Source organism: Brachybacterium sacelli, from assembly GCF_017876545.1.
GTDB classification, from domain to species: Bacteria; Actinomycetota; Actinomycetes; order Actinomycetales; family Dermabacteraceae; genus Brachybacterium; species Brachybacterium sacelli.
This window is the reverse complement of sequence record NZ_JAGIOD010000001.1, coordinates 2,622,176-2,648,025: the sequence shown is the minus strand read 5'-3', so window position 1 is coordinate 2,648,025 and position 25,850 is coordinate 2,622,176. Positions and strand designations below refer to the sequence as shown.

The 25,850-nt window shown below is 70.0% G+C and carries 23 protein-coding genes; 11 read left to right on the top strand and 12 right to left on the bottom strand.

Annotated features, from left to right (window positions below):
• Positions 1-190 precede the first annotated feature (190 nt).
• Positions 191-883: a FadR/GntR family transcriptional regulator gene (locus tag JOF43_RS11925; protein ID WP_209902291.1), complete on the top strand. Its 693-nt coding sequence runs from the start codon at positions 191-193 to the stop codon at positions 881-883.
• A 12-nt stretch (positions 884-895) separates the two neighbouring features.
• Here the strand turns inward: JOF43_RS11925 and JOF43_RS11920 are convergent, their stop codons facing one another.
• Genes JOF43_RS11920 through JOF43_RS11905 form a run of 4 tightly spaced genes read right to left on the bottom strand, consistent with a single transcriptional unit; the run spans position 896 to position 5,387 of the window.
• Positions 896-1,765, bottom strand: coding sequence for an amidohydrolase family protein (locus tag JOF43_RS11920; protein ID WP_209902289.1), 870 nt, complete (start codon positions 1,763-1,765; stop codon positions 896-898).
• Positions 1,758-2,762: an aldo/keto reductase gene (locus JOF43_RS11915; protein ID WP_342592163.1), complete on the bottom strand. Its 1,005-nt coding sequence runs from the start codon at positions 2,760-2,762 to the stop codon at positions 1,758-1,760. Before JOF43_RS11915 ends, JOF43_RS11920 begins: the two co-directional genes overlap by 8 nt.
• 5 nt (positions 2,763-2,767) lie before the next feature.
• Positions 2,768-4,090, bottom strand: coding sequence for an alpha-L-fucosidase (locus tag JOF43_RS11910; RefSeq protein WP_209902287.1), 1,323 nt, complete (start codon positions 4,088-4,090; stop codon positions 2,768-2,770).
• Complete coding sequence (locus tag JOF43_RS11905; protein ID WP_209902285.1) at positions 4,074-5,387, bottom strand: enolase C-terminal domain-like protein; 1,314 nt, start codon at positions 5,385-5,387, stop codon at positions 4,074-4,076. The genes JOF43_RS11910 and JOF43_RS11905 overlap by 17 nt, the downstream gene beginning before the upstream one ends.
• 625 nt (positions 5,388-6,012) lie before the next feature.
• Here JOF43_RS11905 and JOF43_RS11900 point away from each other — a divergent pair.
• Genes JOF43_RS11900 through JOF43_RS11885 form a run of 4 tightly spaced genes read left to right on the top strand, consistent with a single transcriptional unit; the run spans position 6,013 to position 11,605 of the window.
• The gene (locus tag JOF43_RS11900; protein WP_209902283.1) at positions 6,013-7,800 is read left to right on the top strand and encodes a type 2 periplasmic-binding domain-containing protein; all 1,788 of its coding nucleotides are present in this window, start codon (positions 6,013-6,015) and stop codon (positions 7,798-7,800) included.
• 3 nt (positions 7,801-7,803) lie between these two features.
• Positions 7,804-8,778 (top strand): carbohydrate ABC transporter permease, encoded by a 975-nt coding sequence (locus tag JOF43_RS11895; RefSeq protein WP_209902281.1) that lies wholly within the window; start codon positions 7,804-7,806, stop codon positions 8,776-8,778.
• A 7-nt stretch (positions 8,779-8,785) separates the two neighbouring features.
• Positions 8,786-9,787, top strand: coding sequence for an ABC transporter permease (locus tag JOF43_RS11890; protein ID WP_209902279.1), 1,002 nt, complete (start codon positions 8,786-8,788; stop codon positions 9,785-9,787).
• Positions 9,788-9,847: 60 nt separating this feature from the next.
• Positions 9,848-11,605 carry a type 2 periplasmic-binding domain-containing protein gene (locus JOF43_RS11885; protein WP_209902277.1) on the top strand — a complete coding sequence of 586 codons (1,758 nt, stop codon included), beginning with the start codon at positions 9,848-9,850 and terminating at the stop codon, positions 11,603-11,605.
• 7 nt (positions 11,606-11,612) lie between these two features.
• On the opposite strand, the gene JOF43_RS11880 is transcribed toward JOF43_RS11885, so the two are convergent.
• Positions 11,613-12,881: an alpha-L-fucosidase gene (locus tag JOF43_RS11880; protein ID WP_245354091.1), complete on the bottom strand. Its 1,269-nt coding sequence runs from the start codon at positions 12,879-12,881 to the stop codon at positions 11,613-11,615.
• A gap of 114 nt (positions 12,882-12,995) precedes the next feature.
• Between JOF43_RS11880 and JOF43_RS11875 the strand changes: the two genes are divergently transcribed.
• The 6 genes from JOF43_RS11875 to JOF43_RS11850 all read left to right on the top strand — a co-directional run bounded on the left by JOF43_RS11875 (position 12,996) and on the right by JOF43_RS11850 (position 19,468).
• Positions 12,996-13,673: a DUF624 domain-containing protein gene (locus JOF43_RS11875; RefSeq protein WP_209902273.1), complete on the top strand. Its 678-nt coding sequence runs from the start codon at positions 12,996-12,998 to the stop codon at positions 13,671-13,673.
• A gap of 110 nt (positions 13,674-13,783) precedes the next feature.
• Positions 13,784-15,268 (top strand): malate:quinone oxidoreductase, encoded by a 1,485-nt coding sequence (locus JOF43_RS11870; RefSeq protein WP_209902271.1) that lies wholly within the window; start codon positions 13,784-13,786, stop codon positions 15,266-15,268.
• Between the two features lie 81 nt (positions 15,269-15,349).
• Positions 15,350-16,144, top strand: a complete 795-nt coding sequence (locus JOF43_RS11865; RefSeq protein ID WP_209902269.1) for a (Fe-S)-binding protein — start codon at positions 15,350-15,352, stop codon at positions 16,142-16,144.
• The gene (locus JOF43_RS11860) at positions 16,141-17,727 is read left to right on the top strand and encodes a lactate utilization protein B (protein ID WP_209902268.1); all 1,587 of its coding nucleotides are present in this window, start codon (positions 16,141-16,143) and stop codon (positions 17,725-17,727) included. The genes JOF43_RS11865 and JOF43_RS11860 overlap by 4 nt, the downstream gene beginning before the upstream one ends.
• Entirely contained in the window at positions 17,724-18,506 is a 783-nt protein-coding gene (locus tag JOF43_RS11855; RefSeq protein WP_209902266.1) for a LutC/YkgG family protein, read from the top strand. Before JOF43_RS11860 ends, JOF43_RS11855 begins: the two co-directional genes overlap by 4 nt.
• On the top strand, positions 18,503-19,468 hold the full coding sequence (locus JOF43_RS11850; RefSeq protein WP_209902264.1) for an aldose 1-epimerase family protein: 966 nt from the start codon (positions 18,503-18,505) through the stop codon (positions 19,466-19,468). Before JOF43_RS11855 ends, JOF43_RS11850 begins: the two co-directional genes overlap by 4 nt.
• Before the next feature lie 127 nt (positions 19,469-19,595).
• Here JOF43_RS11850 and JOF43_RS11845 read toward each other — a convergent pair whose 3' ends face one another.
• The 7 genes from JOF43_RS11845 to JOF43_RS11815 form a co-directional block, all read right to left on the bottom strand.
• A complete protein-coding gene (locus JOF43_RS11845) occupies positions 19,596-19,925 on the bottom strand; it encodes a histone-like nucleoid-structuring protein Lsr2 (protein ID WP_209902262.1) in 330 nt (109 codons plus the stop codon).
• A 130-nt stretch (positions 19,926-20,055) separates the two neighbouring features.
• On the bottom strand, positions 20,056-20,223 hold the full coding sequence (locus JOF43_RS11840) for a hypothetical protein (RefSeq protein WP_209902261.1): 168 nt from the start codon (positions 20,221-20,223) through the stop codon (positions 20,056-20,058).
• Position 20,224: 1 nt separating this feature from the next.
• Complete coding sequence (lysS, locus tag JOF43_RS11835; protein WP_209902259.1) at positions 20,225-21,733, bottom strand: lysine--tRNA ligase; 1,509 nt, start codon at positions 21,731-21,733, stop codon at positions 20,225-20,227.
• A 43-nt stretch (positions 21,734-21,776) separates the two neighbouring features.
• A complete protein-coding gene (panC, locus tag JOF43_RS11830; RefSeq protein WP_209902257.1) occupies positions 21,777-22,655 on the bottom strand; it encodes a pantoate--beta-alanine ligase in 879 nt (292 codons plus the stop codon).
• Positions 22,652-23,554 (bottom strand): Rossmann-like and DUF2520 domain-containing protein, encoded by a 903-nt coding sequence (locus JOF43_RS11825; RefSeq protein ID WP_209902255.1) that lies wholly within the window; start codon positions 23,552-23,554, stop codon positions 22,652-22,654. Before JOF43_RS11825 ends, panC begins: the two co-directional genes overlap by 4 nt.
• Positions 23,551-25,260 carry a PH domain-containing protein gene (locus JOF43_RS11820; protein WP_209902253.1) on the bottom strand — a complete coding sequence of 570 codons (1,710 nt, stop codon included), beginning with the start codon at positions 25,258-25,260 and terminating at the stop codon, positions 23,551-23,553. Before JOF43_RS11820 ends, JOF43_RS11825 begins: the two co-directional genes overlap by 4 nt.
• Positions 25,257-25,826: a PH domain-containing protein gene (locus JOF43_RS11815; protein ID WP_209902251.1), complete on the bottom strand. Its 570-nt coding sequence runs from the start codon at positions 25,824-25,826 to the stop codon at positions 25,257-25,259. The genes JOF43_RS11820 and JOF43_RS11815 overlap by 4 nt, the downstream gene beginning before the upstream one ends.
• Between the last annotated feature and the right edge of the window lie 24 nt (positions 25,827-25,850).

The window sequence follows — 25,850 nt, the reverse complement described above, 5'->3', positions numbered from 1 at the left end:
TAGTGGCGTGGTGGAGGTTCCAGCGGCTGTGGCTGTGGCACGCGTGTGATGTCTTCCGTCCGCTGCGGCGGGACGCAATGGCCGTCGTACGACGGACCGGCGGGTCCCGCCCCGGTGGGCCGGGGTCGTGAACTAGCATCGATCACGTGATGACCGGCACCTTCGCCGGTCCAGCGAGGAGTGGGACGCCATGCCAGCACCGCATGCCGTGACGGACCGTGCGATCGACGCGATCAAGCAGATGATCATCGACGGCGAGCTCGGCCCCGCCGACCGCCTGCCCCCGGAGAAGGAGTTGGCCGAGCGGATCGGGGTGAGCCGCAACTCATTGCGCGAGGCCGTCAAGGCGCTGTCGGTGATCCGCGTGCTGGACGTGCGCCAGGGCGATGGCACCTATGTCACCTCGCTCGCGCCGAGCCTGCTGGTCGAGTCGCTCGGGTTCATCCTCGATCTGCATCACGGATCCGGTGAGGAGCAGATCCTCGAGGTGCGCCGGCTGCTCGAGCCCACGGCGGTGGAGCAGGCCTGCTCCCATCTGAGCGAGCACGACTTCGCCCGTCTCGAGCAGCTGATGGTCGATCTGTCCGAGCACTCCAGCGTCGAGGAGCTGGTGCAGGCGGACATCGACTTCCATCAGCTGATCACCAGCCGCTGCCCCAACGCCTATCTCTCCTCGATGCTCGAGGGGCTCGCCAGTGCCACGGCGCGGGCCCGGGTGTGGCGCGGACTCACCGAGGACTCCGCCGTGGACTCCACTCTCGCCGAGCACCGCCGGATCCTCGATGCGCTGCGCAGCGGACGCGGGGATCTCGCGCGGGTGCACGCCGCCGCGCACATCGGGGGCGTCGAGAGCTGGGTCCTCAAGAGCGCCGCGCTCGACTGAGCACGGCAGGGATCAGGTGATGAGCCGGCGGTACACGCGCTCGGCGGTGCCGTGCAGGATCTCACCGCGGTCCGCGGCAGGCAGCTCCTCCAGCAGGGTCATCAGGCCGGCGGTTCCGGAGGCGAGATCGAAGGCGGCCGGGGCGATCGGCCAGTCGCTGCCGAACATCAGCCGGCGGGGTCCGAACACCTCCCCGGCCAGTGCAACTGCCCGGCGCAGGTCCGTCGGCGCCGCGTCTCCGGCGCCGCTGGTGGCGAGTCCGGACAGCTTGGCGATGCTGGTCCCCTGACCGGCGAGGGCGCGGAGGGACCGTTCCCAGCGCTCCATCGCCGCGGCATCGCCCAACGGGGGCTTGCCGAGATGGTCCAGCACCACCACCAGGGAGTCGACCTCGCGGCCGACGCGGACTGCCTGGTCGAGGTGACGGGGGAAAGCGTCGGGCACGTCGAGCGGGAGCCCGTGGGCGGCGAGCAGGGCCAGGCTCTCGCGAACCTCCCGACGGTCCAGGAAACCCGGGTCCGGCTCGTCGTGGATCAGGTGGCGCACCCCGACGACGTGCCGCATCGCATGCGCGTCGGCCAGCAGCTCGGCGGTGCGGGCGGGGTCCCCCAGTGGCAGCCAGCCGACCACGTCGGCGCATCGGACAGGTCCGGGACCCGCTTCGATGCGGGCCGCGGCCTCCTGCATCGCACCGGTGTCCTCGAGCGTGTCGTCGGCCTGCACCAGGACCACGCGCCGAACGCCGAGCGCGGCGTGCTGAGGTGCGGCCTCCTCCCAGCGGGCGTCGCGGCGCAGGGCCTCCGCCGCCCCCTCGAGCCATCGATAGCCGCCGCCGCTGCGGTCCCACAGGTGCAGGTGGGTATCGGTGATCGCCTCAGGCATCGATCTGGTCCCAGAGCTCCTCGGGGATCTCGCGGGCTGCCCGCTCGAGGTTCTGGCGCACCTGGTCCGCGGTGCGCATGCCGAGGACCACCGAGGAGACCGCCGGGTGGCGCAGCGGGTAGCCGACGGCGAGGTCCGGGAGCTCGACCCCGTGCTCGGCGGCGAGCGCGGCGAGGGCCCGGGCACGCTCCAGGAGCTCGGACGGTGCGCCGGCGTACTCGTACATCGCGTCCTCGGGCACCTCGGGGCGCGAGAGGATCCCGGAGTTGAACACGGAGACCGCGACCACCTCGACTCCCCGCTCGAGGCAGGCCGGCAGCAGCTGCTCGGCGGCGGGCTGTTCGAGCAGGGTGTACCGCCCGGACAGCATGATCACGTCGAGCTCTCCGGTGCGCACGGCCCGCAGGAGCACGCCGACGTCCTTCGACCCGACGCCGACATGACTGATCAGACCCTCCTCACGCATCGCCGCGAGGGTGGGAAGCGCCTCGGCGAAGGCCTGCTCGGTGGGGCCCTCCTCGGGGTCGTGCAGGTAGAGCACGTCCACCCGGTCCACGCCGAGGCGCTCGAGCGACTCGGCGTGGCTGCGACGGATCCCCTCGGCGCTCATGTCCCACACGCGCCGGCGGGTGTCCGGGACCGAGAACCCGTGGGCCGTGTCATCCCCGCCGCCGGGGCCGGGCACCAGGAGCCTTCCCACCTTCGTCGAGAGCAGGTATTCCTCGCGAGGGTGGGCGGCCAGCAGCGCGCCGAGCCGACGTTCGCTGGTGCCGACCCCGTAGTGCGGGGCGGTGTCGAACAGGCGGATGCCGCCGTCCCAGGCGGCCTCCACGGCCCCGCGCGCCTCCTCGTCGGTGGTGACCCGGTAGAGATTGCCCAGCTGGGCGGCACCGAAGCCGAGAGCGGGAAGGCGCTGAGGGATGCGCCGACGACGGCGGCCGAGAGCGGTCTGCGGATCGTCCCCGGTCGGATCGGACCGTGCCCCGCGCGGCGCCACGGCGCTCAGGATCCCGCCCCCGTCGTCCCGGCGCGCAGGCGCACCTCGAGGACCGGCAGGAGCACGTCGGGGCGGGAGATCGGCAGGGTGAAGGTCACGGTGTCCGCGCTGATCCCGTCGACGGTGGTGTGGCTGCCCTTCCGGCCCGGGTCGAGGGTGGAGAAGGCGATCTCCGACCCGTCGTTCAGCAGGCGGGCGAAACGCACCGACCCGGCGAGGCCACGCACGTGCAGGTGCGTGAGCGGCCACGCGGTCAGGTGGATGTAGAGACGGTCCCCGCGCTGCGTCATCAGCGTCCCGGGCGGCGCCTGGATCCCCGAGGACGGATCGACCGGACCTGCGCCGTGCACGGAGTCGTGATGAAGGTCCATCCAGCGCCCGAGGTCCGCCAGCGAATCCGTGTCCTCCCGCCGCAGGCCGCCCCGTCCGTCGGGGCCGATGTTCAGCAGCATGTTTCCGCCCTTGCCGACGGTGTCCACCAGCATCCGCAGGAGGAGGTCGGAGGATTTGAACTCGAGGTTGTCCCGGTCGTAGCCCCAGGAGCCGTTGGTCGTCTGGCACGCCTCCCAGCGCTCCAGCTCACCCTGATCGTCCCGCATCGGCTCGGCGGGCTGGTACTGCTCCGGGGTGACCAGGTCCGCCGGGATACCGAGTCGATCGTTGACCACGCATCCCGGCTGGAGCTCGCGCACCATGGCCAGCAGACCCTCGGAGTCCCAGTCCTCGGGCCCCTTGCCGTTCTCCCCGGGGTACGTGAAGTCGAAGAACAGGTAGTCGACCTCTCCGTACCCGGTCAGCAGCTCCCGGACCTGGCCGTGCAGGTAGGCACGGTAGCGGGCGATGTCACGGTCGGCGTTCAGCTCCGCGACGTCCTCCCGATCGCGGAGCGGGTGCACCGAGTCGATCGGGAACTGAGGATGATGCCAGTCGATCAGGGAGTGGTAGAAGCCGACCCGCAGCCCTTCCTCGCGCAGCGCCTCGACGAACTCGCGCACCAGATCTCGCCCGCAGGCGTGCACCGAGGTGTATTCGGTCAGCGCGCTGTCGTACAGGCAGAAGCCCTCGTGGTGCTTGGTGGTCAGGACCGCATAGCGCATTCCGGCCGCACGAGCGGTGCGCGCGATCAGACGTGCGTCGAAGCGGTCCGGGTCGAACAGCTCCGCGTAGCGTTCGTAGTCCTCGGGGCTTCGTCGCTCGCGGGTCATGCTCCACTCGTGGCGGGCCGGGATCGCATAGAGCCCGAAATGCACGAACAGGCCGAACCGTGCCTGGTCGAACCAGGCGGACGCACCGGCGCTCGGGGCAGTGGTCTCAGGCGACCGGGACATGGATCTCCTCCGTCCAGACCGGACCGGTGGGGTACAGGTGCGAGTCGACCGTCGAGGGGTGGATGCGGGCGCCGGAGCCTGCCGTCATCGGTGCCTGATAGGCACCGTCGAGGATCGAGACCGGAGTCTCGAAGTGCTCATGGAGGTGGTCGACGTACTCGATGTAGCGACGGGGGTGCTCCGCGCTGACCGCGGCGGCATCGAAGAAGGCGTAGTGCTGGACCAGTTCACACAGGCCGACGCCTCCTGCATGCGGGCACACGGGGATCTCGAACTTCGCGGCCAGCAGCAGGATCGCGATGTTCTCGTTGACCCCTCCCACGCGGGCGGCATCGAGCTGGAACACATCGATCGCCCCGGCCTGCATCAGCTGCTTGGCGATGATCCGATTCTGCACCTGCTCCCCCGTCGCGACCGGCAGCGGCGCGACGGCCTTCCGGATCGCCGCGTGGGCGAGGACGTCGTCGGGGCTCGTCGGCTCCTCGATCCAGGCGGGCCGGTAGGGGGCCAGCCGCTGGAGCCAGGCGATGGCCTCGTCCACGTCCCAGCGCTGGTTCGCGTCCATCGCGATGGGGACGTCCTCCCCCAGCACCCGGCGCGCGATCGCCATGCGCCGCACGTCGTCCTCGACGTCGCCCCCGACCTTGAGCTTGACCATGGCGAATCCTTCCGCGCGGGCCTCCACGAGGAGCTGGGCGAGCTTCTCGTCGCTGTACCCGAGCCAGCCGGGGGTCGTGGTGTAGGCAGGGATCCCGCGAGTGCGCAGGGCCGCGATGCGCTCCGCCTTGCCGGGCTCCGCGCGCCGCAGGATCTCGAGCGCCTCCTGGCGCGTCAGGGCGTCGGTGAGGTACCGAAAGTCGACGAGGTCGACGATCTCCTCCGGCGCGAGCTCCGCCAGCAGCAGCCACAGCGGCTTGTCCTCGCGTCGCGCCCGCAGATCCCAGGCCGCGTTGACCAGCGCGCCGATCGCCATGTGCATCACGCCCTTCTCAGGACCCAGCCAGCGCAGCTGCGAGTCCTCGATCAGGGCCCGGGAGAAAGCGCCGAGGTCACCGAGAACGCCCTCGACGTCTCGGTCCAGCACGTGAGGGGCCAGCGCCTGGATCGCGGCGGCCTGCACGTCATTGCCACGACCGATCGTGAAGACCAGTCCGAAGCCCGCCTCCTCGTCGCTCGTGCGCAGTTCGACGTAGGCGGCTGAGTAGTCGGGATCGGGATTCATCGCGTCCGACCCGTCGAGATCGCGCGAGGTCGGGAACCGGACGTCGCGGACTGCGAGCGAGGTGAACGTGGCCATGGGCACTTTCCTCCTGGAACGGGGCATGCGCCGTGCCGGTCAGGCACGTCGCGCAGACCTCGGATGTTCCGAGGAGATTACGACAGGTCGGATCCTTGAGCAACCTCGAGCCGCAGCCGATCCGCCAGACATCAGACGACGGGACGCCTCCCGGCACGGGCAGCGCGGCGTTCGGAGATGCTCCCGCCGGCCATCGACCCCTCGGATCTCTCGGTGAGAGCCGGCTCTCCGCACTCGCCACCGGACCGACCCTGTCACGTCACGTACCAGTCGGCACGGATGCCGGTTCGGCACGCCCCCCTTGCATCACTGCTGGTCGCACCGAATGTAGTCGCATCTCGCGACTCGAAGGAGCACTCCCTGGCCCGCCACGCGTCCGACGCGCTGTCGATCACGCCACCGCCGAGCATCGTGCCGATTCCTCGCACCTGGGCGCCTGACATCGGATGTGCGGTGTCCAGCAGCGTGCCGACGTAGCACGCCGACCCGGGGCTCCCCTGGCCCGGATGATGAGTTCAGCGCGCCCGAGATGACGCCGAGAGATCGGATCTCTCTCTTGCCCACCCCTCCGATCTATGCCATATTCTCCGCACCAGCATCCTCGGACGAAGGAGTCTTCGTGGACATGGACGATCAGCGTGATGCTCCGCCGGCGTCAACGACCCCTCTGGCACGCCGTACCTTCCTCGGCCGCAGCGCTGCGGCCGGCGCCGCGACCGTCGCGGTTCCCCTTGCCCTGAGCGCCTGCGGCGGTGGCGACGAGGCGACCGATGAGACCACCGGAGGTGACGAGTACGAACCCGGCAGCGCGAGCCTGAAGCACGAACTCGCGCCGGAGATCGAGGGCATCAACTACCCGGAGGACTACGTCGGGCCACGGGCTCGCGAGCTCCAGCCCTTCGGGGACGGTGAGAGAGAGTTCACGATCCTCTCCCAGATCGATCCCGGCATGGATCTCGAGACCAATTCCTACTCCACCCATCTCGAGGAGACCACCGGCGTCTCCGCGAAGTACGTGACCGTTCCCGCCGGTGAAGACGGCAAGACCAAGGTCAACGCGATCGTCGCCGGAGGCGACCTGCCCGACGCCATGATGGTGGGGCAGGACATCTTCACCCTCTCCGAGATCAGCATCTACGGCCAACAGGGCCTCTTCCTGCCGCTGGACAAGCTGATCGACGAGAACGCACCGCACATCCTGGACATGTTCAGCTCCTTCCCGGACATGCGCCCGCAGTACTCCTCGCCCGACGGCCGGCTCTATGCGGTGCCCTCGATGAACGACTGCTACCACTGCAAGGCTGCGAACGTCCGCACCTGGATCAACGCCGACTGGCTCGAGGCGGTCGGGGCCGAGGTGCCCCAGACCCTCGAGGAGTACGAGGCGGTCATGGAGGCCTTCCGTGACTGGTCCGGCCGCCCGCAGGGCTCGGCGCTGACCACCGCCAGTGCCGAGACCATGCTGCAGCTGATGCAGTTCTTCATGGGCTCCTTCCTCGAGATGCCCGACCTGCACCTGCGCCGCGCCGGCGACACCATCGAGTGGCTTCATCGCGATCCCGCCTTCCGCGAGGGCATGATCTGGATCCAGGAGCAGTTCGCGAAGGGGAATCTCGACCGCGGCATCCTCTCGAACACCGCTGAGCAGTACCAGAAGCTGGGTGACGCGGCCGACGGGCCCCTGTTCGGGATGGCCTACGGATACTCGACCTTCCACTTCGCCGCCGCCGCCGACCCGTCGGACCCCCAGGACGTCTCCCGGGTCATGAAGATCATGCCCCCGCTGGAGGGACCGGCGGGCGTGCGCTCGTGCCAGTGGGATCACTTCTCCTACGGCTACCCGAACTTCGTCATCACGCCGCAGTGCCCCGACCCGGTGCAGATGATCCGCTGGGCCGACCATCAGTTCGAGCTGGGGCTGACCATCTCCCTCACCCGTGGCGAGCAGGGCACGGACTGGGACTGGGCGGACCAAGGGCTGCAGGGGATCGACGGCCAGCAGGCCGTGTACCAGATCCTGGATCCCGGCACGGAGCTCACCAACCGCGTCTGGCGCGAGTGGGGGCCCCTGTACAAGTCGATGTCACAGCGGCACTCCGAGGCCGTTCCGGAGAACTCCCCGTCGATCGAGCCGATCCTCTACGCCGGGACCTCGATCAACGAGCCCTTCGCGACCCCGGAGGAGATCGGTGTGCCGCCGTTGATCCATGACATGGAGCAGTCCGCGCAGGTCGGCGAGATCATCACCAATCTCGAGGACCACGTGAAGCAGCTGATGGCCGACGTCGCCACCGGCCGGGCCGACGCCGGGGAGGACGCCGCGTGGAATGCCTACCTCGACGGGGCCGAGGCCATGGGTGTGGACACCTATCTCAGCATCAGCCAGGCCGCCTACGACGAGCAGTACGGCTGAGCGATGGCCGTGATCGAATCCCCTTCGCATCACGAGGAGGCGACGCCGAGCCGGCGGCCCGGAGCCTCCCCCGCCTCCCGGCCCCGCCGGATCAAGGAACCGGCTTCGGACCGGGTCCTGAACGTCGTCATGATCGTCGTGCTGATCATCTTCTGCACGACGATCATCTACCCCTTCGTCTATATCGTCAGCGCGTCACTGTCGGACCCCCGCGCCGTCTCCTCGGGGGAGATGTGGCTGTGGCCGATCGGTGTCAGCCTCGATGCGTACGAGGCGATCTTCGACTACCCCGCGATCCCCCGCGGATTCCTGAACTCTCTGTTCTACTCCGCCGCCGCGATGACGATCGGCACCGCGGTGACGATCACGGGAGGCTATGCGCTCTCCCGCAGCGACCTGGTGGGCCGCAATGCGCTGACGATCCTCTTCGTCCTGACGATGATGTTCTCCGGCGGCATGATCCCCACCTACCTGGTGGTGCAGCAGCTGGGACTGTTGAACACCGTCTGGTCCATCATCCTGCCCACCTGCGTGAGCGTGTGGCAGCTGATCGTCACCCGCACCTTCTTCCAGACCACCATCCCTCACGAGCTGCTGGAGTGCTCACTCATCGACGGAGCGAGCGACCTGCGGTTCTTCGGCCAGATCGTGCTGCCGCTGTCCAAGCCGATCATCGCGGTGAACCTGCTGCTGTACGGCGTGGCGACCTGGAACTCGTACTTCAACGCGCTCATCTACCTCACCGATGAGTCGCTCTATCCGCTGCAGCTGGTCATGCGGAACATCCTGCTGGAGAACAGCTTCGACCCCTCGGAGATGACGAACGCAGATCCCGCCCGTATCGCCGCGATGCAGAAGCTCGCGGACCAGCTGAAGTACGCGCTCATCATCATCGCATCCGTCCCTCCGCTCATCGCCTATCCGTTCGTGCAGAAGCACTTCGTCAAGGGCATGATGATCGGCTCGCTGAAGGGTTGAGGCACCAATGAGCACCGACAACTTCGTCGATCAGCTGAGGGTCGAGGACGTCCCGAAGCGGACACGCAAGCGCAAGGTCGTCCTGCCCGGGCAGCGGAAGATCTCCCTCCGGCACCGCCTGCGGACCTCCTGGCAGCTGTACCTCCTGGTGCTGCCGGCCGTGATCTGGGTCCTGATATTCATGTACTGGCCGATGTACGGGATCCAGATCGCCTTTCGCGACTTCACTCCTGTCGGCGGTCTGACGGGCTCCGAATGGGTGGGGATGAAGCACATCTCCCGCTTCGTGGAGAGCTACAACTTCTGGCCCCTGCTGCGCAACACGCTGGTCCTCGCCTTCTACGAGCTCATCGCGGGATTCCCGATCCCCATCGTCCTCGCCCTCGCGCTGAACGCGGTGCGCCAGAAGTACTTCTCCCGCGTCGTCCAGCTCATCACCTATGCGCCGAACTTCATCTCCGTGGTCGTGGTGGTCGGCATCCTGGTCATGCTGCTCGACCCCTCCACCGGGATCCTGCCCCATGCGCTGAACCTGCTGGAGATCACCCCACCGGCCTTCCTCACCGATCCCGGCTGGTTCCGCCACACCTACGTGTGGTCCGGGATCTGGCAGACCGCAGGATTCAGCGCGATCATCTACCTCGCGGCTCTGACCGCTGTGCCCCCCGAACTGCACGAGGCCGCGAAGGTCGACGGTGCCTCACAGCTGCGTCGCATGTGGCACATCGAGGTGCCGGCGATCCTCCCGATCGCCATCGTGCTGATGATCCTCAGCGTCGGGACGATCATGAGCGTCGGCTTCGAGAAGGTCCTGCTGATGCAGAACCCGCTGAACCTCACGACCTCCCAGGTGATCGACACCTACGTCTACGAGGTCGGTCTGAAGAGCCCGATCCCGCAATACAGCTATGCCACCGCGATCGGTCTGTTCCGCAGCGTCGTCGGGCTGATCCTCCTGGTCGCCGTGAACTCGCTCGCGAAGCGGGTCGCCAAGGCCGGCCTCTTCTGAGGCGCGCGACGGCGCCCGCCCCCGCTTTCCTCCCCCGCACCTCGACGTCAGGAGCACGCGATGACCCCACAGCACTCCCGGATCCCCACCTCGGGCCCGCTCAGCCGCCGCGCCCTGCTGGCAGGCGCCACCGCGCTGCCGGTGGGGGCGGCCATGGCCGGCTGTTCCGGTGACGGCACGTCATCGACAGCAGCACCCCAGGTGGAATACGCGCAGGGCAGTGCCGCCCTCGAGGTCGGGCTGGGCGCCGAGATCGACGGTGTCCCCTATCCCGAGGGATACGTGGGCCCCCGAGCACGGGAGAGCGAGCCCTTCGGGGACGGCAGCACCTCGTTCGCGATCACCACCCGCAGTCTCGCGGGATTCGACCCGAGCACCAATTGGTTCTCGGCATTTCTCGAGCGGGAGACCGGGGTGAAGGTCTCGTACAGCACGGTGCCGCGCGGCGACGAGGGGGCACCGAAGGTCAACGCGATCCTCGCCGGCGGGGAACTCCCCGACGCGCTGATGCTCGGCCCCGAATGGATGGGTGGATTCACCAAGTCGGAGCTGTACGTCTACGGGCAGCAGGGGCTGTTCCTCGCCCTGGACGAGCTGTTCGACCGCTTCGCCCCGCAGCTGCAGGAGGTGTTCTCCCAGAATCCGGAGTTCCGGAAGGCGTGGACGGCGCCCGACGGCGCCATGTACGCCTTCCCGTCGGTCAACCAGTGCTACCACTGCAAGTCCTCCCCCTTCCGCACCTGGGTCCACACTCCGTCGAGGGAAGCCGCCGGGTTCGCCGAACAGCCCGCGACGCTCGAGGAGTTCGAGCAGATGCTGCGCGGGATGAAGGAGGCCGATCCGGAGATCCGCCCGATGTCCGGAGGGAAGGACGATCTTCCGCTCCGACTGATCGGCGCGGCCTTCCTCGACCTGGGGGTGAACCAACTGCGGCGCGATGGCGACGCCATCGTCTTCACACCGACGGATCCGGCGATGCGTGACGTCTTCCGCACCGCTGCACACCTGGTGCGCGAGGGATTGCTGGACCGCAATGCCTTCACCCAGACCACCGATCAGCTGATCCGCCTCGGCATGCACGAGGCGGGCAGCCGCTTCGGCGTCTGCCAGGGCGTCTCGCAGGGAAGCTTCGTGGATGTCGAGTACACGGATCCGGAGGCTCGCTACCGCGAGTTCGAGCCGCTGCAGCCCTTCGCGGGTCCCGGTGGCGACCCCGTCATCGCCTGGGACGACCAGCCCGGAGCAGGGTCGGTGGGTCTGGTGATCCCCGCAGACACCGCCGATCCCGAGACGCTGGTCCGCTGGGCGGACTTCCAGCTGGGGCTGCTGTCCACCCTGTCCATGCGCCTGGGGCCGAAGGGCGACTTCTGGACCTGGGCCGAGGCGGGGGACCTGGGGATCGACGAGGGCCCCGCCCTGTACAAGAAGGTCCCCCAGGAGAAGGAGGCGCAGAACATCGGCTGGGAGGAGCACGGTGTGTTCAACCTGGCGCTGGACGTGCGCCACGGCGAGGCCGTCGACGAGATGACGAGCTTCGAGCCGATGCTCTACCGCGCCGGAAAGATGTACGAGAAGTATGCGGCGGCACCGGAGGCTCTGTTCATCGCCCCGTTCTTCGACCAGGATCAGGCGGCTCAGGTCGGAGAGCTGCGCACGAACATCGATGCCGCCTACGTCCGCGGGGCGACGAGCATGTGCCTGGGAGAACTCGACCCGGAGTCCGACGCGGACTGGGAGTCCTACCTGTCCTCCCTGTCCGACGCGGGCGTCGACCAGTACCTCGAGGTGCTGACGGAGGCGGACACGAACCAGGCCTGACCCCCGGTCAGTCCACCGGGGCGGTCGAGGGCGCCTTGTCCGCCTCGTCGAGCTGCGGGATGGGAGCACCGCCGGCGTCGTGGACGTACGCCGCCTCGAGGACGGCGCCCTCACCGACCACCTCGACGAGGAGGGTCCGGTCGCTGGCCGGCGCCTCCAGCCGATGGATGCGTCGCACCCCCACGGTGCCTCCCTCGGCGATCAGCCGGCCGCTCTCGGTCGTGACCCGGTGCCCCGTGATGCGCTGACCGTCCTCGAGCCACTCCCGCAGCTCGAGATGGTCGAAGCCGGCTCCCGCATCCGCGGGCATCTCGAGGCGCACCCGACCGTCCGGCTCCCGCAGGACGGCCGCTGCGACAGGAGCACCGAACCGGGCATCGAGCGCAGCGCGCAGCTCGCGACAGCGCACCTCATCGTCCTCGCCGATCCGTCCCTCGCGATCCGGGGGGATGTTCAGCAGCAGGTTCGCTCCCAGGCCGATCGATCGGTCGTGGATCCCCAACAGGTGCCCGAGGCTCTTGGGCTGCTCCCCCTCCTGCCAGAACCAGCCGCGGCGCAGGGAGACATCGCATTCGGGAGGCAGGTAGCGGGCCTCCCCATGGTCGACGACGTCGGGATCGTACTGGTTGAGATCGGTGGATCGGGTGACGTACTCGACGGGGTCGGAGGCCAGGCCGTCCTCGTTCCCGATCCAGCGGATCGTGGCCGGTCCCATGTTGAACACCATGGCCTGTGGCTGCAGCTCGGAGATGACCTCCCCGATCCGGTCCCAGGCGTACTCGCGCCCCGCCGAACCGGCACCGTCGAACCACAGTTCGTGCAGCTCGCCGTAGTTCGTGCACAGCTCATGCAGCTGCCCGAGGTAGAACTCGTCGTACTCGGCCGGATCCTCGTACTGCGGTGCATTGCGATCCCACGGAGAGAGGTACAGGCCGAGCTTCATCCCGTGACGCCGACAGGCCTCTGCCAGCTCCCCGACCACGTCCCCGCTCCCCCCGCGCCATGGCGAGGACGCCACGGAGTAGTCGGTGGTGGCCGTCGGCCAGAGGCAGAATCCGTCGTGGTGCTTCGCGGTGAGGATGACGTAGACGGCCCCCAGATCGCGTGCGGTGCGCACCCACTGGTCGGCGTCGAGCGCGACGGGGTCGAAGAGCTCAGCGGGCACGGTGCCGTCGCTCCATTCCTTCCCCGCGAAGGTGTTAATCCCGAAGTGGAAGAAGACGCCGAAGCCGTCGCGCTGCCACTGCAGCTGTTCGGGGGTGGGTCGGAGAGGCATCGGCGGGGCAGCCGGACGTCCGGGGACTGGTTCCATCGCCCAATCCCATCAGACATCGGGCCTCTGGGGAACAGATTCATCGGATGATTCATCGGGGCGGGGTAGCCTGCTCCCATGTCGAGCTCCCGTCCCTCCACCGGCCCCGCCCAGGTCCCCGCCTGGGTGATGCACATGAACGAGGCGATCGAACGCGTCTATCTGGTGCTGCGGGTCACGATCGTGTGGACGCTGCTCAGCCTGCTCGGGCTGCTGGTCATGGGCGTCGCCCCGGCGAGCGTCGCAGCGGCCGATGCCTTCATCGCTGCCCGCCACGGGGCGAAGGTGAAAGTGCTGGGGACGATGTGGGCGAGCTTCCGGATCCATCTGATCAGCGCCTCCGTGCGGATGCTCCCACTGATGATCGTCCAGCTCGGCTCGGCGTCGATGCTCTGGATCATCGTGGGCGGCGGTGCGCCGAGCGGACCGATGTCCATGGTGCTGGCCGGTCTCGCCGTGGTGAGCGGGGCGTGGTCCACCCTCAGCGTCGCCGTGCTGACGACCGTGCCCCGGGTGCGCCGGCAGGACGTCCTCGTCTCCTGGCGGCTCGCGATCCTCCTGCCCGGGGCTCTGCCGATGCGCTTCATCGCCCTGGTCCTGGGGCTCGCCGTGTGGCTCACCCTGTGCTCCTTCCTGTGGCCGCTGGCCGTGCTCGTCGGCGCCGGGACCGCGATCGATCTCGCCACGAGCCTGCTCGGCCGGCGCACGGAGCTGCTGCTGGAGGACCTCGAGCGGTCTCGGGCCGCGACCGTCTGACCGAGGCCCGGCCGTCCAGGGATACCCTGGACGGCACGACCGCCCGGGGCCGCGCGAGGATCTCGCGCCGCACCCCTCGGGCGCGCCCGAGAAAGCTGGAACGGAGAGACATGGCAGACCTGGACGTGACCCGTGCGGATGCGGTGCTGATCGGCGGCGGGATCGCGAGCGCCACGCTGGCCGCGATGCTCGCCGAGCTCGAGCCCGACTGGAACGTCGTGGTGCTCGAGAAGCTCGACCGTCTGGGCCTGGAGTCCAGCGACGGCTGGAACAACGCCGGCACCGGCCACAGCGCCCTGTGCGAGCTGAACTACACCCCCCAGGACGTCGACGGCTCCGTGAGTCCGGCCAAGGCGATCACCATCAACGAACAGTTCCAGGTCTCACGCCAGTTCTGGGCGCACCTGGTGGAGAAGGGCCGCATCGGGGACCCCTCCTCCTTCATCCATTCGGTGCCGCACATGAGCTTCGTGCACGGCATCGAGAACGTCGACTACCTGCGTCGGCGGCATGAGGCGCTGACGGCCAACCCGCTGTTCGACCGCATGGGGTTCACCACCGAGCATGCGCAGCTGACCGAATGGGCACCGCTGGTGACCGAGTCCCGACCGGTCACCGAGACGATCGCCGCGACCCACTCCCCCGACGGCACCGACGTCGACTTCGGGGCGCTGACCAATCAGCTGCTGGACCACGCCGACCGCGTCGGCACCACGGTCTCGACCGGCTCCGAGGTCATCGACCTGCGCCGGATGGGGACCGACTGGGGCGTCATGGTGCGATCCGTCGCGGACGACTCGATCCAGGTGATCCGCACCCCCTTCGTCTTCGTCGGCGCCGGCGGCGCATCCCTGCCGCTGCTGCAGAAGTCGGGCATCGACGAGATCCGTGGCTTCGGCGGCTTCCCGATCTCCGGCCAGTGGCTGCGCTGCACCGACCCGGACGTGATCTCCCGCCACGACGCGAAGGTCTACGGCAAGGCCGCCGTCGGTGCCCCGCCGATGAGCGTCCCCCACCTCGACACCCGATACGTCGGGGGTCGCCGTTCGCTGATGTTCGGTCCCTACGCCGGCTGGTCGCCGAAGTTCCTCAAGTCCGGGCGCTACAGCGATCTGTTCGCCTCGGTGAAGCCCTCGAACCTCACCCAGATGATGGCCGTGGCGCCGCCGAACCTCGACCTCATGGTCTACCTCGGCTCCCAGCTCGCCGCGACCCGGCACCAGCGCTTCGAGGCGCTGCTGGAGTACATGCCCTCGGCGCACCTGGAGGACTGGGAGGAGGTCACCGCAGGCCAGCGCGTCCAGGTGATCGCCCCCGATGCGGACAAGCACGGCGTGCTGCAGTTCGGCACCCAGGTGATCACCGCGGAGGACGGCTCGATCGGCGGCATGCTGGGCGCCTCCCCCGGCGCCTCGACCGCGACCAGCATCATGCTGGGACTGCTCGAGCGCATGTTCCCCGACCGCATCGAGGGCTGGCGCCCGGGCATCGCGGAGATGGTGCCGAGCTGGGGCACGCACCTGTCCGACGACCCCGACGCCGCCCACCGCAGCCTCGCGGCCACCGCCGACGCGCTCGGGCTCGAGCACCACTGACCCCTCGAGCGCTGCGGGACCCGGCGCCGACGGCCCTCCCTCCCGCAGCGGCTCCCGGACAACCAGGAAGAAGGACGTCGGATGCGAATCTCGCTGATGACCACGTGCTTGGTGGATGTGATGGCCCCGGACGTCGCCCGGGCCACCGTGACCGTGCTGGAGCGCCTCGGGCACGAGGTGGTGTTCGACAAGCGGCAGACCTGCTGCGGGCAGATGCACACCAACACCGGCTATTACACCGAGGCGGCTCCGGTGGTGCGCAGCTTCGTGGACACCTTCGAACCGGCCCTGGAGACGGTCGACGCGATCGTGATGCCCTCGGGGTCCTGCGCGGGATGCGTCCGCGATCAGCATCAGCTGGTCGCCCGGCACGAGGGGGACGCGGAGCTCGAGGAGCGGGCCGCGGCGGTGTCGGCGAAGACCTACGAGCTCTCCGAGCTGCTGGTGGACGTGCTCAAGGTGACCGACGTCGGCGCCTACTTCCCCCACAGTGTCACCTACCACCCCACCTGCCACTCGATGCGTGTGCTCAAGGTCGGCCCGCGCCCGGTGAAGCTCCTGCGCGGGGTCGAGGGCATCGAGGTGAAGAAGCTCCCGGAGTCCGATGCCTGCTGCGGGTTCGGCGGCACCTTCTCGGTGAAGAACGACGCCACCTCCGATGCGATGGTCACCGACAAGGCGGACAACGTGGTCTCCACGGGCGCGGAGTACGTGGTCGCCGGCGACGCCTCCTGCCTCATGAACATCGGCGGCAAGCTGCGCCGCACCGACACCTCGGACGCCGGGCCCCGCGTCATCCATCTCGCACAGATCCTCGCCTCCACCCGCGAGGAGCCCTTCGTCCCGTCCGAGACCATCCTGGGGAGGGCCTCATGAGCACCGTCGACCTCGGCATCCCGTCCGTGCGGCCGCAGCACGCCTCGCCGTCCTCGAACCTGCGCGGGTCCCGCTCCTTCCCCGAGGCGGCACGGGAGGAGCTCGGTGACGAGACCCTGCGCGGCAATCTCCGCCACGCCACCTCCACCATCCAGACCAAGCGCGCCTCGGCGGTGCGCGAGGTGCGCGACTGGCAGAAGCTGCGCGACGCCGGCAGCGCCTTGAAATGGCAGGTCACCGATCACCTCCCGGAGCTGCTCGAGCAGCTCGAGGAGTCCGTGACCGCTGCCGGCGGGGTGGTGCACTGGGCCCGCGACGCCGACGAGGCCGGGGAGATCGTCACCCGTCTCGCCCTCGAGCGCGGCGCCGAGGAGGTGCTCAAGGTCAAATCGATGGCCACCCAGGAGATCGGCCTGAACGAGACCCTCGCGCACGCCGGGATCCATGCCCTCGAGTCCGATCTCGCCGAGCTCATCGTGCAGCTCGCCGAGGACACCCCCTCGCACATCCTGGTCCCCGCGATCCACCGCAATCGCGCCCAGATCCGGGAGATCTTCCTGCGGGCGATGCCGGATCTGGACGAGTCGATCACCGACCACCCGGCCGAGCTCGCCGAGGCCGCCCGTCGCTTCCTGCGCGAGAAGTTCCTCGACATGCCCGGCTCGGTCGCGATCTCCGGGGCGAACTTCGCCGTCGCCGAGACCGGCACGATGGTGGTCGTCGAGTCCGAGGGCAACGGGCGGATGTGCCTCACGCTGCCGAAGACCCTCATCTCCGTGGTCGGGATCGAGAAGATCGTCCCGACCTTCCAGGACCTCGAGGTGTTCCTGCAGCTGTTGCCGCGCTCCTCGACCGGGGAGCGGATGAACCCCTACACCACGCTGTTCACCGGCGTGACCGAGGGGGACGGTCCCGAGGAGTTCCACCTCGTCCTGCTCGACAACGGGCGCAGCGCGGTGCTCGAGGACCCCGAGGGGCGCAGCGCCCTGCACTGCATCCGCTGCTCGGCCTGCCTGAACGTGTGCCCCGTGTACTCCCGCGCGGGCGGGCACGCCTACGGCTCCACCTATCCGGGGCCCATCGGCGCGATCCTCTCGCCGCAGATGACGGGGATGAACGGTCCCGACGACCCCAGCACCTCCCTCCCCTACGCCTCCAGCCTCTGCGGCGCCTGCTACGACGTGTGCCCGGTCAAGATCGACATCCCCAAGATCCTGGTTCACCTGCGCGCCGAGGACGTCGACGGGCGACGTGACACGAAGGGACAGTTCCGCGGGACCTGGGACATCGCCATGAAGGGCGCGAGCTCGCTGATGTCCTCCCCGCGCGCCTACGACACGGCGGTGCGCTCGGCGGGTCCGCTGTCCAAGGTGCTGCCCGGGAAGAACATCGGGAAGCTGCCGGGGATCGTCCCGCTGGTGCCCGGATGGACGGATCACCGCGACCTGCCCAAGCCGGGCCGGTCCTTCCGCAGCTGGTGGGACGAGCGCGAGAAGAACGCCGCCGGGGAGGCCGGGGCCACGCCGGGGGACGCGCCGAACGGCTCCGACGAGGACGGCTCGCGGGACGAGGAACGGTCATGAACGACTGGGAGGACCAGCGCCCGGCCCGCACCCCCGGGCTGAGCGCGAAGGACGAGATCCTGGCCCGGGTGCGCACCGCTCTCGCGGCGCCCCGCCGCGACCAGGTCACCGAGGCGGGGGACGTCCCCCGCGCCTACCAGCGCGCCGACGACAAGCAGGAGATCTCCACGGATCCCGCGAAGGTGCGTGACGTGCTCGTCCAGCGCCTGGAGGACTACACCGCCGTCGTGCATCGCACCACGGCCGCGGAGGCCCCGACCGCCGTCGCCACGGCGCTCGCCGATGCCCGCGGCGTCATCGCACCGCCCGGCGTCCCGGAGACCTGGACCGGTGCGCTGGATCTCCCGGTGACCCGCGACGACGGCACCGCCGGGCCGCGGGACCTCGACGCGATCGATGCGGTCCTCACCGGCTGCCACACGGCGATCGCGCTCACCGGCACCCTCGTGCTGCGCGGCGACGAACTCGGCGGGCGACGGGCGATCTCGCTGGTGCCGGACCGGCACGTCGTCGTGGTCGACGCCGAGCAGGTGGTGCTCGGTGTCCCCAAGGCCATCGAGCGCATGGGCACCGACCCGGGCACGCCCTGGACCATGGTCTCCGGCCCGAGCGCCACCAGCGACATCGAGCTCGAACGCGTCGAGGGCGTCCACGGTCCGCGGCGGCTCGAGGTGGTGCTGATCGAGCCCGAGCCCGAGGAGCCCGAGCCGGAGGAGCAGCAACCCGAGCCGGAGCAGAAGACCCCGACCCCCCAGCAGGACCAGGAGAGGACAGCATGAGCCGCAGCGAGATCATCGACGGGACCGACGCCGCCCAGGGGGCCAGGGTCCGCGACCGTGGATCCCTATACACCCTCGCCGCCGGGACCTACCGCGCGGAGGTCTCCTCCCTCGGCGCGATCGTCGAATCCCTCACGGCCGACGGGCGCGACCTGCTGGTGCGCAATCCCGAGCAGGGTCCGATGCAGTTCTACCGCGGCGCGGTCGTGGCCCCGTGGCCCAATCGCATCGGCGACGGGGCCTACACCTGGGGCGGGCAGCAGATCCAGGCGCCCCTCAACGAGCCCGAGCGAAGCAACGCCCTGCACGGACTGATCTCCTTCCAGTCCTTCACGGCGACCTCCGTCGAGGAGAACGCGGTGGAGTTGGGCACGGAGCTGTTCCCCTCCCCCGGCTACCCCTTCCACCTGCTGCTGACCGTCCGCCATGCCCTCGATCCCCAGACCGGGCTCACCACCACGGTGACGGCCCGCAACCTCGGGGAGCAGGTCGCCCCGTACGGCGTCTGCCCGCACCCGTACCTGGTGGCGGGTCCTGAGGCTCTCGACCAGTGGTCGCTGCAGTTCTCCGCCGGCACGGTGCTCACCGTCACCGAGGACCGGCTGCTGCCCACGGGCACCGAGCCCGTGGCTCCCGGCAGCGACTTCGACTTCCACGAGCCGCGGGTGATCGGCGAGACGTTCATCGATCATGCCTTCACCGACCTGGGCCGGGACGAGCACGGCCGACTGTCGGTCACGGTCACCGCCCCCGGCGGCACCGGGGTCGCGCTCACGGCCGGACCGGAGTGCGGGTGGCTGCAGGTGCACACCGGGGATCGCCCGGAGCCGGAGAACGATCGCCTCGGACTCGCGGTCGAGCCGATGACCTGCCCGCCCGACGCCTTCCGCAGCGGCACCGACGTGGTGTCCCTGGCTCCCGGTCAGGAGGCCGCCGCGGCCTGGTCGATCCGGGGCTGGTGAGAGCTCGCCCCCTCCGACCGGCGGCGTCCTCCCTCCGCACGGCCCCGCGCATGACGAGAGCCCGTCGCCGGCAACGGCGACGGGCTCTCGTCGGGTCGGGGACGGATCCCCGCGGGGTGCGCCGCGATCAGTTCGCGTGCGCCTCCTCGTAAGCCTTGCGGATCGTGCCCGAGATGCGGCCGCGGTCGGGGACCTCGTAGCCGGCCTCGCGGGCCCACTCGCGGATCCGTGCGGAGTCGTTCGAGCCGGCCGAGCGGGATCCCGTGCCGCGGCTGCGGCGACCGCCGACGCGGCGGGCCTTCGCGACCCATCCGCCGAGCTCCTCGCGGAACTTCACGGCGTTGTCCTCGGACAGATCGATCTCATAGGCGACGCCGTCGACGGCGAAGCTCACGGTCTCCGCGGCGGTGCCGCCGTCGAGATCGTCCACGAGCTCCACGTAAGTCTTCCGTGCCATAAGGGTGCTCCCTCGCTGATGTGGGTATTCATGTCCGGCGGTGCCATGGGGCACCGCGGGCGTGCTCCAGTATCAAGGGAGAACGGAAGAATATCAATCCGACACACGCACATATTGCGATGTCGTGATCCTATTCATCCGAGGCGTGGAGTTCCCGATAATCCTGTTCCGCCTGGCGCTGGGCCTCACGTTCGCGTCGATCAGCGCGGAGAATGGCACGCATCACGAACCAGAACAGCAGGCCGACACCGATCGACGGGAGCAGGGAACCCGCCTCGTACAAGAATCCGCTGTCCATCTCAGGCCTCCGGCTTCACGAGCGGGAACAGAATGGTCTCGCGGATCCCGAGACCGGTCAGCGCCATGAGCAGGCGGTCGACGCCCATGCCCATGCCGCCCGTCGGCGGCAGTGCGTACTCCATCGCCTCGAGGAAGTCCTCGTCCAGACGCATCGCCTCGTCGTCGCCCTGGGCGGCCAGGGCGGCCTGCTGGGCGAAGCGCTCGCGCTGGATGACCGGGTCGACGAGCTCGGAGTACCCGGTGCCGAGCTCGAAGCCACGCACGTACAGATCCCACTTCTCGACCACACCCGGGCTCGAGCGGTGCTCGCGCACCAGCGGGCTGGTCTCGACGGGGAAGTCCCGCACGAACGTCGGCGCGTGGAGGTGGTCGCCCACGCGGTGCTCGAACAGCTCCTCGACGAGCTTGCCGTGCCCGTACTTGGGATGGTCGAGATCCAGCTCGAAGGACCGGGCGATCTCCCGCAGGCGCTGCGGAGAGGTCTCGGGGGTGACCTCCTCCCCGAGGGAATCCGAGAGGGAGCCGTAGACGGTGATGTTCTCCCATTCCCCGGAGAAGTCGTATTCCGAGCCGTCGGCGAGGGTCACCACCTGGGAGCCGGTGGCCCGCTCGGCCGCCTCCTGGACGAGGGTGCGGGTCAGGTCCCCGATCGAGTCGTAATCCCCGTACGCCTGGTACGCCTCGAGCATCGCGAACTCGGGGGAATGGGTGGAATCAGCACCCTCGTTGCGGAAGTTGCGGTTGATCTCGAAGACGCGCTCGAGACCGCCCACGGCAGCCCTCTTCAGGAAAAGCTCAGGGGCGATTCGCAGGAAAAGGTCCAGGTCGAACGCATTCATGTGCGTCACGAAGGGGCGGGCCGCAGCACCGGAGGGGATGACCTGCAGCATCGGGGTCTCGACCTCGACGAAGTCGCGGTCGTGGAAGGAGGTGCGCAGCGAGTGCATCACCTCGGCGCGCTGCCGCACCGCGTCCCGAGCCTGCTGGCGCACGATGAGATCGACATAGCGGTGGCGGACCTGGGACTCCTCGGACAGCTCCGCGTGCAGCACCGGCAGCGGGCGGACCGCCTTCGCGGCCATCTGCCAGGAGTCCGCGAACACGCTCAGCTCACCACGGCGGGAGGCCCCCACCCGGCCGTGGAAGAAGACGTGGTCCCCGAGGTCGACGTCGGCCTTCAGGTCGGCCAGTCGCTGCTCGCCGATCTCTGCGAGCGAGGCCATGATCTGCAGGCGCAGGCCCTCGCCGTCCTGGACGGTGATGAATGCGAGCTTGCCGGTGTTGCGCTGGAACACGACGCGGCCGGCGACGCCGACGACGTCCTCGGTCTCCTGGCCGGCCTCGAGGTGACCGTAGCCCTCCCGCACCGCGGCGATCGTGGTGGTCACCGGGACCGAGACCGGGTAGGCCTCCTCCCCGCGCTCCAGCAGTCGCTCCCGCTTGGACTTGCGGACCGCGACCTGGTCGGAGGTGTCCGTCGGGTCGGGGGCAGGCGCGTTCTCGTTCATGGGTTCCATTGTCGCATCACTGCCCGGGGAAGGGCCCGTCGGCTCAGGGTGCTGTCGCCACCACCACAGCGGCGTCCAGCAGCCGGGTGCCCTCGACCCGCCCGGCGAGCGCCACCAGCACCTCGCCGCGATGGTCCGGGCCGATCTCCTCGAGGGTGGAGGGGTCCAGGGCGAGGGCGTAGGCCCAGTCGATCTCCGCGCGGGCGAGAGCCTCGGCCAGGGCGGCGCGGATCGCGGCGAGGGAGGGCGCTGCGGCCCGGACCGCCGCGAGGGTCCGCGACAGGGCCAGGGCCTGCTCCCGGCCGGCGTCGCTGAGGTAGCCGTTGCGGCTCGAGCGGGCAAGTCCGGAGGGTTCGCGCTGGATCTCGACCGGTTCGATCCGCACCGGGAGGTCGAGATCGGCGACCAGGCGCTGGATGATCGCGAGCTGCTGGGCGTCCTTGCGGCCGAACACGGTGACGTCCGGGGCGGTCAGCTGCAGCAACTTGGCGACGACGGTGACCACGCCGTCGAAGTGTCCGGGCCGGGCCGCCCCCTCGAGGACGGTGCCGGCGCGGCCCGCGGTCACCGAGACCGTCGGCGGCAGCACCGGGTACATCTCGTGGACCGACGGGGCGAAGACGAGGTCCACCAGGCCGTCGACGAGGTCGAGATCCTGCGCGAGGGGGCGGGGGTAGGCCTCGTAGTCCTCCCCCGGGCCGAACTGGAGGGGATTGACGAAATCGGTGAGGATCACGTGGTCGGCGACCTCCCGAGCCCGCTGGACCAGGGCCAGGTGCCCGGTGTGGAGGGCGCCCATCGTGAACACGGCCGCGACGGAGCCGTCCATCGCCGCCCGTTCCGCGCGCAGCTGCGCCTTGGTGGTGACCAGGCGCGTGCTGCCTGCGGCGCCGGGGTCCCCGGCCGCCTCGTCCTCGTTCATGCATCCTCCGTCGGCGGGTCGTGCGCGAGCAGCTCCCGGATCCGCTCCCGGGTGCCCTCCGGGAGTCTCGCACGGCCGAGGGCGGCCAGGGCGAGAGCGCGGTAGGTGTCGGCCGTGTCACCGCGCACCCCGCCGATCGCGGTCGCGTCGAGGTCGTCGAGCGCCTCGAGGTGCGCGGTCACGGTGCCGGCGTCGCCGCGCATCACGGGGCCGGTGAGCGCCTGCGAGCCGTGCCGCAGGGACTCCTCGAGCGCTGCCTCCAGCAGCGGGCGGAGATAGGCGCCGGGATCCTCGATGCCGAGCCGACCGAGGGCCTCGCGGGCCTGGTCGACGAGGACCACGAGGTGGTTCGCGGCGTGGGCGAGGGAGGCGTGGTAGAGCGGGCGATCGCCCTCGGCCAGCACCACGGCCTCGCCCCCGAGCTCGACGACGAGGGCGCCGGCGACCGGGAGGAAGGTGGGCGACCCGGTGATCGCCATCGGGCAGCCGATGAGCCGGGAGAGGTCCGCGCGGGTGCCGGTGAAGGTCATGGCGGGGTGCAGCGCGAGCGTGGCGCTGCCCGCGGCGGCCAGGGGCTCGAGCACCTGGGTCCCGTAGCGGCCGGAGGTGTGCACGACCAGTTGGCCGCCCGGGGACAGCCCGGTGGCGGCGATGCCGGCGGCCAGCGGGCCCAGCTGATCGTCGGGGACGGCGAGCAGCAGCATCTCGCTACGTTCGACGAGCGCGGGCACGTCGAGCAGCGGCACACCAGGCAACAGCTCCTCGGCGCGGGCGCGGGAGGCGTCGGAGACGGCGTAGGCGCCGGTGAGGGCGTGGCCTTCGGCGCGCAGCGCGGCACCGAGGACGGCGCCCACACGTCCTGCGCCGATCACGCCGATCCCGAGCCGGGGTGCGTTCATCGGCCGTCCTGCCCGGTGGCGGGGGCGGAGGTCGCGGCGGCGGGGACCGACGGGGTGCTGCCCGCCGGGGCCGAGGCCGTGCCCGCCGGCTCGATGCGCCCCAGGGCGGGCCGAGGCCAGTGGTCCCGGTCCCGGTAGCGGCGCAGGGTGCGGGCGTCCCGGGCGAGCACCTGGTGCAGGGCGCGGGCGTCATCGCGGGCGAGATTCTGCAGGTGGAGCGTGTACCCGGCGATGCCGACGTCCAGGTCGAGAGTGCCCAGCCGCCGCCCGAGGGAATCGTCCTGGAACGAGAGCTGCTGGATCCGCTCGCGGGGGACGATCTGCAGGGTGCGGGTGAGGATCCCGCTGCGATGGATGACGGCGCCCGGCAGCAGCACGGTGACCGCCGTGCGCCGGTCGATCCAGAAGGCTCGCACCGGGGTGCGGAGTCCCTCGATCCGTCGGGCCGGGGTCGTCAGCAGATGCTCGAGGGCGGCGAGATCGTCACCTGTTCCCAGTGGTGCGGCGAGGCGGCCCAGCGTGGCGCGCAGCTCCTCCCGGGTGCCGACGGGCAGGGCGTTCTGCGCCCCGTTCTCGCTGTCGTCCTCGATGCCGGCGACGGTCACCGAGACGGCGGTCCAGTCGGGTGCGCGCCACAGCAGCGGTCGACGCAGCTCGAAGCGCTGGATACGACCGGTGGCGATGTTGTCGGTGCGGGTGTTGGCGAGCCCGCGCCGCATCCGCAGCCCGCGGTCGGTGATGCGGGAGACGAAGCCCCAGCCCGACTCGATGCGGCCGAAGACGTACTTGGGGATGGCGATCGCAGTGGGCAGCAGGGCGATGAACACCGCGACGGACACCCCGTCCTGCCAGATCGCGAGGGAGACCGCGACCGCCACGCCGACCGCGCTCATGATCGTGCCGATCAGGAAGCCGAGGTCACGCAGCAGCGACCTCACGAGCCGCTCGGTGGGGATCTGCGCGATCAGCTCGCCGTCGGTGACGCCGTCATGGAGGATGCTCTCGAGGGTGCCGCCCTGCGAGGGGTCGGTGTCCCCGGCCGCCGGTGTCGCGGATCCGGCGGCGGTCGGGGCGCGGCTGCTGTCGGTTCCGCCGCCCTCCTGCTCGGAAGGCACGACCGTGGCGTCGGCCGACTGCTCGGCGGCATCCGGAGGCGCGAGGTCGGCGACCCCGAGGATCTGTCCGCGCAGCTGCTCGGAGTCGACCGAGCGCACGTACTCGATGTCGAGATAGGACTCCCCTCCTCCGGCGACCTCGATCCGCACCTTCGCCAGCCCCAGGAGGCGCGCCAGCAGCGGGCGCTCGACGGAGACGGACTCGATCCGGGCCCGCGGGGCGTACTCGCGGGACCTGCTGATCATCCCCGTGTGCAGGGAGACCCCGTCGTCGTCGACCGCGTAGGTCGTGAACCACCAGGAGACGCCCGACAGGAGGATCGCAATGATGATCGCCGCGACCAGCACGCCCGCCCCGATCAGAGCGCGGGTCACGGTGAAGTCGTCGGCCAGCTGGGCGATGTTCTGGGCGGAGACCACCGCCACGATGCCCACGACGATCTTCCAGCCGGTCACCAGCGGCGTGATGGGATGGGTGCGGCGGCGCGGCGCGGAGGACCGCCCGGCCGCGGGCTGCTCCGCGTCCGTCCGGCCCGGGTCCTCGGGCCCGGCTAGTCCGTCGGGCCGGTCGGGACCGTCGGGAGTGCTCACAGCGCCGCCATGGTCTCGAGGCCGCGGTCGGTCAGCAGTGCGCGCAGCCGCTCCGCCTCCTGCTTGGGCAGTCCCGGCAGGACGACCGTGGAACCGTCGGCCGCGGTGCTCACGGTGAGCTTCGCGAGGCCGTAACGGCGGTCGACGGGACCCTCGTCGATCTTCACCGACTGCACCCGGCCGTAGGGAATCGTGTGGAGCTGGCGGAACATGATGCCCTGGGCGATCGTGAGGTCCTCCTCCGCGTCCAGGTAGCCGATGGCCCGCACCCGGCGCGGGGTCAGGGCGAGGCTCTGGACCAGGATGAGCAGCGGCAGCAGGCCGATCAGGGCGAGCCACCACCACCCCGTCAGAGACGCGGCGACGATCGCGCCGGCGATCATGAGCACCCAGATGACGTAGGCGACGATGCTCGCCACGTAGCGGGCGCGGACCAGGCGCGGGGAGACCGGACGCAGCGCGTCGGCGCCGAGGAGGCCCTCGGGGTCGTCACTCGTCGGCTCGCCCGCGGGGGCGAGGTGGACCGGTGCGGCGGGTCGCTCGGCGGGGTCAGGGGCGGAGGTCATGGGCACCATCGTGTCACCTCACGG